The organism is Flavobacterium chilense, from assembly GCF_001602525.1.
Lineage (GTDB): Bacteria > Bacteroidota > Bacteroidia > Flavobacteriales > Flavobacteriaceae > Flavobacterium > Flavobacterium chilense.
Genome location: NZ_LSYT01000009.1, coordinates 77,446 through 89,951 on the forward strand (window position 1 = coordinate 77,446; position 12,506 = coordinate 89,951).

12 protein-coding genes are annotated in these 12,506 nt (G+C 34.6%); 3 read left to right on the forward strand and 9 right to left on the reverse strand.

Annotation, left to right across the window (positions count from 1 at the left end; translation table 11 throughout):
* Positions 1-30 precede the first annotated feature (30 nt).
* The 3 genes from A4F88_RS19600 to A4F88_RS19610 all read left to right on the forward strand — a co-directional run bounded on the left by A4F88_RS19600 (position 31) and on the right by A4F88_RS19610 (position 2,423).
* On the forward strand, positions 31-714 hold the full coding sequence (locus A4F88_RS19600) for an aspartyl/asparaginyl beta-hydroxylase domain-containing protein (protein WP_068844463.1): 684 nt from the start codon (positions 31-33) through the stop codon (positions 712-714).
* Between the two features lie 10 nt (positions 715-724).
* Positions 725-1,693 carry a hypothetical protein gene (locus tag A4F88_RS19605; protein WP_068844464.1) on the forward strand — a complete coding sequence of 323 codons (969 nt, stop codon included), beginning with the start codon at positions 725-727 and terminating at the stop codon, positions 1,691-1,693.
* Between the two features lie 67 nt (positions 1,694-1,760).
* Positions 1,761-2,423, forward strand: a complete 663-nt coding sequence (locus A4F88_RS19610) for a TrmH family RNA methyltransferase (protein WP_068844465.1) — start codon at positions 1,761-1,763, stop codon at positions 2,421-2,423.
* Between the two features lie 88 nt (positions 2,424-2,511).
* Here A4F88_RS19610 and A4F88_RS19615 read toward each other — a convergent pair whose 3' ends face one another.
* The 9 genes from A4F88_RS19615 to A4F88_RS19655 form a co-directional block, all read right to left on the reverse strand.
* Entirely contained in the window at positions 2,512-3,411 is a 900-nt protein-coding gene (locus tag A4F88_RS19615) for a YARHG domain-containing protein (RefSeq protein ID WP_082815817.1), read from the reverse strand.
* Entirely contained in the window at positions 3,408-4,043 is a 636-nt protein-coding gene (locus A4F88_RS19620; protein ID WP_068844467.1) for a DUF2306 domain-containing protein, read from the reverse strand. Before A4F88_RS19620 ends, A4F88_RS19615 begins: the two co-directional genes overlap by 4 nt.
* Before the next feature lie 199 nt (positions 4,044-4,242).
* Positions 4,243-5,202 (reverse strand): transporter family protein, encoded by a 960-nt coding sequence (locus tag A4F88_RS19625; protein ID WP_068844468.1) that lies wholly within the window; start codon positions 5,200-5,202, stop codon positions 4,243-4,245.
* A 222-nt stretch (positions 5,203-5,424) separates the two neighbouring features.
* Positions 5,425-6,465, reverse strand: a complete 1,041-nt coding sequence (locus tag A4F88_RS19630) for a cytochrome-c peroxidase (RefSeq protein WP_068844469.1) — start codon at positions 6,463-6,465, stop codon at positions 5,425-5,427.
* 150 nt (positions 6,466-6,615) lie between these two features.
* On the reverse strand, positions 6,616-7,416 hold the full coding sequence (locus A4F88_RS19635; protein WP_068844651.1) for an MbnP family protein: 801 nt from the start codon (positions 7,414-7,416) through the stop codon (positions 6,616-6,618).
* Positions 7,417-7,532: 116 nt separating this feature from the next.
* A complete protein-coding gene (locus tag A4F88_RS19640) occupies positions 7,533-7,877 on the reverse strand; it encodes a hypothetical protein (RefSeq protein ID WP_068844470.1) in 345 nt (114 codons plus the stop codon).
* A 211-nt stretch (positions 7,878-8,088) separates the two neighbouring features.
* Positions 8,089-11,433 carry a preprotein translocase subunit SecA gene (secA, locus tag A4F88_RS19645; RefSeq protein WP_068844471.1) on the reverse strand — a complete coding sequence of 1,115 codons (3,345 nt, stop codon included), beginning with the start codon at positions 11,431-11,433 and terminating at the stop codon, positions 8,089-8,091.
* An 87-nt stretch (positions 11,434-11,520) separates the two neighbouring features.
* Entirely contained in the window at positions 11,521-11,742 is a 222-nt protein-coding gene (locus A4F88_RS19650; protein WP_007138072.1) for a DUF2795 domain-containing protein, read from the reverse strand.
* Positions 11,743-11,930: 188 nt separating this feature from the next.
* The gene (locus tag A4F88_RS19655; protein WP_068844472.1) at positions 11,931-12,500 is read right to left on the reverse strand and encodes a cob(I)yrinic acid a,c-diamide adenosyltransferase; all 570 of its coding nucleotides are present in this window, start codon (positions 12,498-12,500) and stop codon (positions 11,931-11,933) included.
* Positions 12,501-12,506 lie beyond the last annotated feature (6 nt).

Genomic DNA, 12,506 nt, shown 5'->3' on the forward strand with positions numbered 1-12,506 from the left:
CTTGTAAACTAACTTAATTCTTTATATGGTATGAATCCTTCTTCCTGTAAACTTCCGGTTTCCTTTTCTATCGATAAATTGCATAAAGATTTAGTAATCTGCGAAAATGATTTATGGACACCTCATTTTAATACCAATAGATACGAAGGCAATTGGACCAGTATTTCTCTACGGTCACATTCTGGATTAACGACTGATATTTTATCGTTTCCGGACAAAGAATATACGAATACCAATTTGCTTGACCGCTGCCATTATTTTAAGGAAATTATGGATTGGTTTCAGTGTGACAAAGAAGCCGTAAGATTGCTCAGACTTGATCCGCAAAGCGAAATTAAAGAACATGTTGATAATGATACTTCTTACGAAGATGGTTTTTTTAGAATTCATGTACCCATTATAACAAACTCTGAAGTGTTTTTCTATGTAGATAAAAAACGCGTTCCTATGGAAATGGGTGAATGCTGGTATGCTAATTTTCAGCTTCCGCATAGTGTAGAAAACAGAAGCTACAAACCACGTATTCATCTTACGCTGGATTGTGTCAGAAACGATTGGTCTGATGAACTATTCAGTAAAATGGGATTTGATATCAATCTGACGACAAAACAAAATAATTATACAGATAAAGTAAAACAGCAAATTATTGCCGAACTTTCTCTTAATCCATCTGAAACAAGTGCTAAAATTATTGCAGATTTATTAGCCCAATAAAATATACATAATGAAAAATAACAATCATCCGCTTTTAAATTGGATTCCTTATAAACTAATAGAAAACGATCAGGAGGTTTATTTTGAATGGATTTATTTATCTGATAATGAATACGCCGAACCGTTTTTTGATGAAACAATAGCAATTTGTAAAAGTCATTCTTATAATTCAAGTAGATTTAAAATAGTAAGCACTGTAGAAAATCTTATTGATTGGTCTGTACAATTAGAGTCAGTCGAATTAAGATCGTTGGTTTTTCATGTATCACGATGTGGTTCTACCATGCTGAGTCAATCATTAGCAACAACATCAGAAAATATAATGATTTCTGAAGCACCTGTTATTGATCAGATTTTAAGAAGTGAACTTTTTACTGAAGATCAAAAAAGTGTTCTTTTAAAATCGACATTACAAATATTAGGTCAAAAACGATTTCTGGAGCAAAAGCATCTTATTATCAAACTAGATGCCTGGCATATTTTTAAAGCTTCGTACTTAAGATCACTTTTTCCTGAAATTCCGTTTGCACTGCTTTACAGAAATCCGACAGAGGTTTTAAAATCTCATCAAAAAATGGCAGGAATGCACATGGTTCCTAATCTGTTGCCTGCAGCAGTTTTTGGAATTTCGACAGAAGAAATTAATCAAATAAGCTTTTGGCAATATGGTGCATTGGTATTAGAAAAGTATTTCCAGGGATTTATTGATTTTTATGAGAGTGATAAAAATGTAGTAATCCTTAATTATAATGATGGTATGAATCAGGTTATAGAAAGATTTTTGTCTTTTATTGCTGCTGACTATTCCGGTAATGAACAGAATAAAATGTATGATCGCCTTAAAAGCCATTCAAAAGATAAAAATGCCGTTTTTACTGGTGATGTTTATAAAAACGAAGCTTTAGAAATAGATTTTACAAAGGTTAATAAGCTACACGAAAAGTTAAATAACAACCTGATTGAATATGTAGAAAGTTGAAAATTGGGATGATTTTTTCATTCTGTTTTATTTATGATGTATTTTTGCCTCAAAATAAAATATTAAAATGATTGATTTAGATTACCTCGCTTTCCTTGAAAACATATTGACAGACAACCGTAAAGAAAAATTTCTAAAAGTATTAGAAAACCGTACGAAACATTTTACTATTGCAGTCGAAGATGTTTTTCAGATGCATAATACAAGCGCAGTAATGCGCAGTTGTGAGGTTTTTGGAATTCAGGAACTTAATATTATTGAGCAGCGTTTTGGAAAAAGAATCGATAAAGAGATTGCTTTGGGGGCGCAAAAGTGGGTAGATATCAACAGATTTGATACCGTAGACGCCTGTATCTCATCTTTACGCAATAAAGGATATCAAATTATTGCAACTACACCACATGAAAACGATTGTATGATTCAGGATTTTGATATCACAAAACCAAGCGCCTTATTTTTTGGAACTGAAAAAGACGGACTTTCACCTGAAATCCTTGAAAAAGCAGATGGTTTCTTAAAAATACCAATGGTAGGCTTTACAGAAAGTTTAAATATTTCTGTTTCTGCAGCCATCATCATTCAAAACCTAACTAACAGATTGCGAAATTCAGACATAGACTGGCATTTGTCAGACGAAGAAATACTGGAGAAGCGTCTGGTTTGGGCTAAAAATTCAATTAAAGATATTAAGAGAATCGAAGCACGTTATTATCAGGAGAATCCTAAATAATATTCTTGCTACTGAACTTAAAAAGTCAGCCCCGAATTCACGAATATTTATTAAAATATTCGTGAATTCGGGGCTGAAAAATTAAAAATTACCTTCCAAACGAATCGTAATTGTCTTCGGCGTATTTTTCAAAACGTTTTAATAATACAATGTTTTCTTTTTCGACTGCGGTTAATTCATCGTTTACATTGTCTGAAACAGGAATATACCACTCCACACTATCAAAAAACTGACGAACTGTTTTGGTTTTAAATGTTAGTCCGTGTCTTGCAAAAATGGTATTTCTTAGAATCTCTAAATCAATTTTCTTTAAATTTTTTAAATCCGATTCTTTTAATTTTTTTGTAGATGAATTTATGGTCACAATACTTTCTGATGCTGCTCTGTATACAGTTTCCATATAGGTTTCGGTTCCTTTATCTGCTTCTGTGCCGTCTTCATTTTCTGAATCAGTTACTTGTTCCTCTTTTGGATTTTCATAATCGATATACATTCCTTCTTCCGGAAGCATCACATTAGGATCATATTTAAATTCTTTTTTAGTAAGTTCAAATTTTCTTTTGGTAACTTCTTTTTTTAGATTATTGGCAGTCCAGGTTCCAACTAAAAGGTTATCATTTTTTATTTCAAAATCAAAAACGCCATCATTTTTATCATCGCCCGGTTCTTTAAGTATAAAAAGAACCGTATTTCCTTTTGTGGTCATTGTACCTGTAAGTGGTCTGCTATTACCGGCAACAATACTTTGTCCAGTCACTTCAGTATCTGTAATTTTTTTAATAACAATATTGATCTTATTGATGTAATTTTCTTTTGCAGGTCTGCTGGTATCGCGTTCTAAAATAGTAAAATCACCAACGTATGAACCGTATAAATCTGTTCTAATTTCTTTTGGCAGATCTTCGGTACTGCTTTTTACGATTTTATTTTCTTTCGAATTACAGGAAAATAGCAGTATTGATACTAATAAACAAAAAAGGTGTTTCATTTTTTTAATTGATTATAGAGATAATATTCAGCGATTAATAAATTAGGAATCCAGCCCAGCCAGGCAATAATCTGATACAGATCCATTGGTGAAGGATGAAACAAATATACAAGAATGACTTTCCAGAAACGTAATGTGACAGCAGAAAAGGTTAGGGCAAAACTTCGCAACATAAATGCTTTGTGCTTTGTGATATTTTTGTTTTTTATCGCCGTAAAACCCTTGATAGTAAAGTAAAACCACAGAATCGACAATGTAACAAATGAGATTTTAGAGTAAAGTCCGCCATTGGCAAAAAGCCCAATAAACAATCCTGAAGGTGCACTTAAAAAAAGCACTGTCAGGACATAAAATTTCCCAATATTTCGATGTGCTACAGGATATTTTTTTAAAAGAACAGCACTGAACTGGAAGAATCCGGCGAGTAAAACAAAAATTGCCGAATAGACATGAATGTAAAAGAAAGTTATATAAAACGGAATTTCAGAAACTTCTGTCTGTTTGATTTGAAGAAAAGCAGCATCTTTTTTTAATGGAACATACTGCCACGTGAGCTGTAACATTAAAACAAAGAAATAACTAAAAAGGATGGTCCAGATTAATAGCAATGAAAACCGAATATTTTTTTTCAATCTTTTCTTGTAAAGGTTTTATTAGTTATCAAATATAGAAAATCCCCAATTACCAAAGCAATTGGGGATTAGTATTTTTTTTAGAGATTCTAAGAAGCTGAGGTTCTAAGGGACTAAGTTTTTTAATTATCTAACAACTAAAGATACCTTTGCAGCTTTGAACCTTTGTACCTCTGAACCTAAAAAGACTCAGAACCTTTTACAAAGTATAATTCAAATTAATACTCCATCTGTAATTGGCTTCCATGTTTCCATTTGACAAATTTTGACTAATAGGCAACATAGCGTTTACACCAACCGAAAATTTATCTTTTCCTGCTTCTATACCAAATTTTCCAAACAAAATATCTCCGGCTGTATTGGGTAAATCAAGATTGTGCTGTTTGTTAGTTTGATACATTTCGCCGGCTAAACCAGCTTGCGGAACAATCTGAACCGACTTTAAATCAAATAAGTAAAAAAATGTTCCGGCATAATTAAACTGATCTCCGTATTGGTAATTTTTACTGTTTTCTGTTTTAAAAATGTAATTTAAAGTTGTGTTTAATCCCAGATTTTTATGTTTGATCACATATTCAGTAACCAACGGAAAATCCCAGCTTCCGGTTCCTAACTGAAAACTCTGGTTGATTGTTCCCAGATTATTTGTCTCTTTAAACTTTCCTGTAGGTATTTTGACTCCACCTCCAATATTTAATTTATGAGACAAAAAAGTACTGTCTTTTTTAGTTTCATAAATAGTATAAAGTCCCATAATGGTGATATCTCCTAAACCTTCAATACTTTGAGTTCCGGCAGTAAGTTGTCGTTCATGAAAATGATATGGAACGAGGGTCGAAATCTGAACTTTCTCAGTAACAGGAATACGTGCCCAGGCCTGGATGGTATTAAAATTTTCATCAATCCATGGTGAATTGGCAAAAATCCCGTCACGACTGGTGTAGCTTTGTTTAAAGTATCTCAAACCCACAAAATTATTGTTCAGCATTGAGCTAAACCCCATACTTCCTCCACTAGCCGAACAACCACAAGCGTCACAGTCAAAATCTTCCATCATAGCCAGACGCTGAAAGGTAAAAACTGAAACACTATCTTTTACTGTGAAACTAAAGGCCGAAAAACCAGCCAAAAGGGCGAACATTACTATTATTTTTTTCATTTTTATTTTTTTTAGGAGCTAATCCCGCTTTCCGTTGCAAGCTTTTCTCAAAATCCCATTTTTCCATAAGTTTATTCAGCTTCCGCTGGTCGCTTAATAAACTCAGAAAAAATAAGGTCTTTTTTCAAAAAGGCTTTTCACTTCAATCGGGGCTAAGACTCCGGTTTTCATTATAATTTTATTTTTTGCTACCCCAGACAGCTATCGGGAGTGGCAAAAGTGTTAATATTCTGAAAAACGTTTATCCGTAAGATATTGTTGATCGGTTAACGTTTTCAGGAAAGCTATTATTTGTTTTTTGTCTGTTTCAGAAAGTGAAATTCCTAATTTTCCATTCTGTTTTAATATCGGATCTAAGGTTGCCGAATTTTCTATGCCACTTTCATAATGATCCAAAACACCTTCCAGAGTTCCAAATCTTCCATCGTGCATATAAGGTCCGGAAACTTCTACATTTCGTAAACTGGGTACTTTAAATTTATAATAATCACTTGCCAGTTCCGTCACTTTATAACGCCCAACATCATTTACCATTGGATTTACTGCTAAACCATTATTGCGAAATGAATTATCAGTTTGTAAATCTGTAGCATGACATGAAGCACATTTAGATTTAAATAAATCATATCCTGCCAATTCATCAGCAGTTAAAGTGCCACCGGTTTCATGGCGTCTGTATTTATCAAATCGGGAGTTTGATGAGGTTACCATAACCATAAATTGCGAAAGTGCTTTTAGCATGTTTTCGGTTGTAATCGCGCCATCGTCAAAAGCCTGTCCAAATAATTTTTGGTACTCTTTGTCGGCTTTCATCATTTTTAGAATAGCATTCAGATCGCCATTCATTTCGATAACGCTCTTAAGCGGAATAAGCGGCTGTAAGTCTAAATGATCTGCGGCTCCGTCGTACATAAATACGGTTTGATAAGCCAGATTTTGAATAGATGGTGTGTTTCTTGTTCCTTGTGCATTGTCTACACCATGGCTTACAGTGTGTCCGTGATGTGTAAATGCATTCGCCTGAATATGACAAAAACCGCAGGAAACGACTCCATCAGACGCTAAACGTCCGTCGTAAAACAGTTTTTTTCCCAGTTCAAATCCTTTTTCTGTTGGCGGATTCTGTGCTATGTTATACGCTAAAGCAGGAAAGTTTGACGGAACAGTAAATTCTAACGGGATATTTACATATTCGTCCTCCTGATTAGAGCAGCTCCACAACAACGGAATCATGAGCCATAGAAAATATTTTATTTTCTGCATGATTTCTTTGGTTTTTTAGAAGCACAAAAGTTCTTATCTAGCCCCGATGGGAGTGATATCCTTTTATGACAGGGTTTGGCATAAAAGATATAACGGACAGCGGGACAATATTTCTATTGAATGCTGACTTTTGTGCTCCTTAAAATAAATTTAGTCGTTGTGTACGTGATCTACTCTAAACATGCCGTTGATGTTTTGGGTAATTAACGGCAAATTAGCTCCGCCCATAATCATTGCGCCCATTCCGCCTGCATTGTTGTCAGAAAGTTTGATTTTGTTTGTTCCGTCTATGATTTTAGACAAATCAGTAATTAAGTGAACCTCAGGGGTAATAGTAGTACGTACCAAAGCTTTTGTAGGCATATCAAGTGTTACTTCGGTATAATTGTAATCGGTTCCGGTTTTCCCTGTATGAATCATGAAAGGTGTTGCAGTTGTAACTGTTGGAGATGTAAAAGTTCCTTCGAAAGCCAAAAATTTGTAACCTGCTGCCCACGACCACATCATGCCTGCTGCATCGGCTTTAGCCAGAAAATCTCCCTGACCTGAAGCGCCTAATTTCCATTGGTCTTCATCAACTCCAACTCCAAATTTTACTTTTACATAATCTCCTGCCGGAACGTCTGTAAGTTCAAATTCATGGCCGTCAGTTGATGCTTCATCAGCAATAAAATAGCTTTTACTTTTTGGATATGTAAAAGTAGTTCCGTCTGCTTTGGTTAAAACCACATTACTGATTATGTATTTTATGGTGCTTATCTTTAAAATTTCGTTGTTTGAGGTTTTGTTTCCCTGAGTATTTAAAATAAGATCGTTTGCTCCGTAAGCATTATCAAATTCCAGGATAATTTTTCCGTTTCCGGAAACTTCCTGATTATCGTCGTTAGAACATGAAGTCAGAGCAATAGAAAGTGCTACAATAGCAAGTGCTTTGTATAAAGTATTTTTCATTTTATGAATTTTATATAATTTGATTTTAAATTTAGACATGCGTAAACGCGTTTTCATTGATTTTGAAACAATGAAAATTGGATTTCAATTATGAAAATGAAATCTGATTTAAAAAATTATATAAAATAGGATGGAGGGCGAAAAGTAGCGATAGAAACTGCAATAGGCTTTTCGTTTAGAACTGCAAAAAGTTTTGCTTTAGACTGAATAGGTGCTACTAATTTAAATTCTGTTGTAAAGGTGTTTTGTATGTAAACAATCTCTGCTTTTTCTTTCAGGTTGTTTTGCATCTTTTTTTCGTTGTCGGCGTATTTTTTTAAACTTTTTTGAAGTTCACATCGACCGTTACACGTATTATAAACCAGCTTACGTTGTACACAAATGGTTCTTGTTATTTCGTCCTGATTTAATTTGAATGAAGTATAAACAAAGAAACTGCCAAATGATGGCACTAAAAGCATACAGGATAATATTATGATAAAAAATCTCTTCAAGACTTGTTTCGTTGTTTCGAATGCAAAAATACATTTTATTATTTTTAATCATGATGATTTTTGTCATTTAACATAAAAAAATCCCTAATTACAAAATGCAATTAGGGATTTTTGAAGTGATAAACGTAGCAGGTTTTTAAAACCTGTCAGGTTTAAATATAGGTTTAAAATTTAGAAATTATTCTTTCACAATAACCCAGGCTCCTGAAGCTAAAAGAGTTTCTGCTTTTTTGTACTTCATAGTTTCTGTTTTACCAGTAGCAACTTCCTGAATGGTAACATTGTCATTACGATTGATTTTTGGATTATCTCTCACAATGGTTTCTGTAACCTGACGTTGTTGCGTTTCTCCGGCTTCACGATTGATGTCTTCGCTGTTTACGATTTCGTCTTTGCTTAATTTGAAGTTTTCTTTTTGACGAACTTCAACTGCTTCCTGAATTTCAGGTACGTTTTGAGCTGGTAAATCACCTTTAAACAAGAATGAAATAACTTCTTTATTTACATTGTCCAGCATCGCTCTAAACAAGTTAAAAGCTTCTAGTTTGTAAATAAGCAATGGATCTTTTTGTTCGTGAACGGCTAATTGAACAGATTGTTTCAATTCGTCCATTTTACGTAAGTGTTTTTTCCAGGCTTCATCGACAATAGATAGTGTGATGTTTTTCTCGAAATCTGCAATTAACTGAGCTCCTTCGCTCTCGTATGCTTTTTTAAGATCTGTAACAACATTCAAAGTTTTGATTCCGTCAGTAAACGGAACTACAATTCTTTCAAAATGATTGTTTGGCTCTTCGTAAACTCCTCTAATGATCGGGAAAGCTTCTCTTGCGCTACGTTCTGTTTTTTCAGTGTAGAACGCTAAAGCTTCTTTGTATACTTTTCCTGTGATTTCAATATCAGATAATTTTACGAAATCAGCTTCTGCAATAGGAGAAGTGATAGAGAAATAACGAATCAAATCAAATTCAAATGCTTTGAAATCATTTGTTACTTTAGTATTACTTACGATTAATTCGCAGGTATCATAAAGCATATTCGCAATATCCAGTTTCAAACGCTCACCAAATAAAGCGTGACGACGACGTTTGTAAACTACTTCACGCTGAGAGTTCATAACGTCATCATATTCTAATAAACGTTTACGAACACCAAAGTTGTTTTCTTCTACTTTTTTCTGAGCACGTTCGATAGATTTGGTCATCATAGAATGCTGAATTACTTCACCTTCCTGTAATCCCATTCTGTCCATTACTTTAGCAACTCTTTCAGAACCAAATAAACGCATTAAGTTATCTTCAAGAGAAACATAGAATTGAGAACTACCAGGATCTCCCTGACGTCCGGAACGACCACGTAACTGTCTGTCGACACGACGTGAATCATGACGCTCTGTACCAACGATTGCTAAACCTCCGGCAGCTTTTACTTCTGGAGATAATTTAATATCGGTACCACGACCAGCCATGTTTGTTGCAATGGTTACAACTCCGGCTTTACCAGCTTCTTCTACGATTTGTGCCTCTTGCTTGTGCATTTTAGCATTCAATACGTTGTGTGTGATTCCTCTCATTTTAAGCATACGGCTTAATAATTCTGAAATCTCTACAGAAGTTGTTCCAATTAATACTGGTCTTCCTGCGTTTGATAACTCAGTAACGTCTTCAATAACAGCGTTGAATTTTTCACGTGTTGTTTTGTAGATATAATCTTCTTTATCGTGTCTTGCAATTGGACGGTTGGTTGGAATTTCAACCACATCCAGTTTGTAAATCTGCCATAACTCTCCGGCCTCTGTAACAGCTGTTCCGGTCATACCTCCTAATTTACTGTACATTCTAAAGTAGTTCTGTAATGTAACAGTAGCAAAAGTTTGAGTTGCAGCTTCGATTTTTACGTTTTCTTTAGCTTCAATCGCCTGGTGAAGACCGTCAGAATAACGACGACCATCCATGATACGACCTGTTTGCTCATCGACAATCATAATTTTGTTGTCCATGATCACATATTCTACGTCTTTTTCGAAAAGGGCGTATGCTTTTAAAAGCTGTGTAAGGGTGTGGATACGCTCGCTTTTTACTCCAAAATCCTGAAATAATCTTTCTTTGGCTTCTGCCTCAGCATCTTTATCCAGTTTTTGTTTTTCGATAGCAGCGATTTCTGTTCCGATGTCCGGTAAAACGAAGAAATCAGAATCAGTATCTCCAGATAAGTATTTGATACCGTTATCTGTTAATTCTACCTGATTGTTTTTTTCTTCAATCACAAAATACAAAGCTTCATCAACTTTATGCATTTCACGATTGTTATCCTGCATGTATTGATTTTCGGTTTTTTGAAGTAATTGTTTAATTCCTTCTTCACTCAAAAATTTAATTAATGCTTTATTTTTAGGTAAACTTCTGTATGCTCTTAACAATAAGAAACCACCTTCTTTAGTATTTCCTTCTTTGATTAATTTTTTAGCTTCGGCTAAGAAACCATTTGCTAATTGACGTTGTTGCGCAACTAAGTTTTCGATTTTTGGTTTCAACTCGTTAAATTCATGACGATCTCCCTGAGGAACCGGACCTGAAATAATAAGTGGTGTTCTGGCATCATCAATTAATACAGAATCGACCTCATCGACAATAGCATAATTGTGTTTTCTCTGCACTAAATCGCTAGGAGAGTGCGCCATGTTATCTCTTAAGTAGTCAAAACCAAATTCGTTATTGGTTCCGTAAGTGATATCAGCATCGTAAGCTTTTTTTCTTGCCTCAGTACTTGGCTGGTGATTGTCGATACAATCTACAGATAAACCGTGAAACTCGAACAATGGAGCTTTCCAGGTGCTATCACGTTTTGCCAGGTAGTCATTCACTGTTACTAAGTGAACACCGTTTCCGGTTAAAGCGTTTAAGTAAAGTGGTAATGTTGCAACCAAAGTTTTACCTTCTCCTGTTTGCATTTCGGCAACTTTACCTTCGTGCAAAACCATTCCTCCAATTAACTGAACATCATAGTGAATCATGTCCCAGGTAATGTCTTTTCCGGCAGCATTCCATTTGTTTGCCCAAACAGATTTTTCGCCGTCAATAGTAATATAAGGTTTTGTTGCAGAAAACTCACGGTCTTTTGGAGTTGCAGTAACTTCGATATGAGTATTTTCTTTGAAACGACGAGCCGTTTCTTTAACAACAGAAAAAGCTTCAGGAAGAATTTCCAACAAAGTTTTTTCTGAGATTTCGTATGCTTCTTTTTCAAGAGTATCGATAGCATCATAAAGATCTTCTCTTTTGTCGATGTCTTCAATGTTCTCTACTTCGGCTTTAAGCGAAGCGATTTTAGCGTCTTTATCAGCTCTGGCTTCTTTTATTCTTTCTTTAAAATATACGGTTCTGGCTCTTAACTCGTCGTGAGACAAAGCCATTAAGCTGGTTTCGAATGTTTTAATTTTATTTAAGTAGGGCTGTAAAGCTTTGACATCTTTCTGTGACTTATCACCTACAAAGACTTTAATAATACTGTTTATGAAACTCATGATTTATTGTATTTCTATTTTATGTAAATGTGTATTTGAACCAAAAAAAAAGCCTCGGTGATGAGACTTTTTCCTTTGGTTTATTTTTTAATATTCATCCTCATTCCAAAGATAATCTTCGTCTGTTGGATAATCAGGCCAAATTTCTTCCATTGATTCATATATCTCTCCTTCGTCTTCAATTGACTGAAGGTTTTCTACTACTTCTAATGGAGCACCAGCTCTAATAGCGTAGTCAATAAGTTCGTCTTTGTTAGCAGGCCATGGCGCATCACTTAAATAAGATGCTAATTCTAATGTCCAATACATCTGTTATCTGTTTAGTTTGTGCAAAAATAAATTTTTTACTGAAAAAGACAAGTAAAATTTGATTTATTTTAATAAAATTTAAGAACGTTCCCTTAATTGTATATTTTAGATGATTGATTTTAGATTTTTGAATACTTAAAATATGTGAATATCTGCAATCAAAAATCATTAATCTCCAATCAAAAATCCTATTTCCTCGGAATCCACTTTACTTCATCCGCTTTTAAGTCTGAGGACAACTTCCGTGCCAAGACAAAAAGGTAGTCAGAAAGTCGGTTTAAGTACATTATCGCTATTTCAGGAACATGTTCATTATGGCTTAAATGTACTGCCAAACGCTCTGCTCTGCGGCAAATGCAACGCGCTATATGACAATGTGACACGGTTGGATGCCCGCCCGGTAAAACAAAATGAGTCATTTGCGGAAGGCTTTCTTCCATTTTATCTATTTCGTTTTCTAATAATTCGATATCAGAATCGATTATTCCCAGGTTTTTTAAGCGAAGTTCACCGTTCTTTAAAACCTCTTTCTCCTGTGGTGTAGCCAAAATAGCACCAACGGTAAAAAGACGATCCTGAATTTCGATTAAAATAGTCTTGTAATGCGCATCGATTTCCTGATCGCGTATTAGTCCTATATAAGAGTTGAGTTCGTCGACAGTTCCATAACTGTCAATTCGTATATGATCTTTAGGAACACGGGTGCCTCCAAAAAGAGCGGTTGTTCCTTTATCTCCTGTTTTGGTATATACTTTCATTTTTTT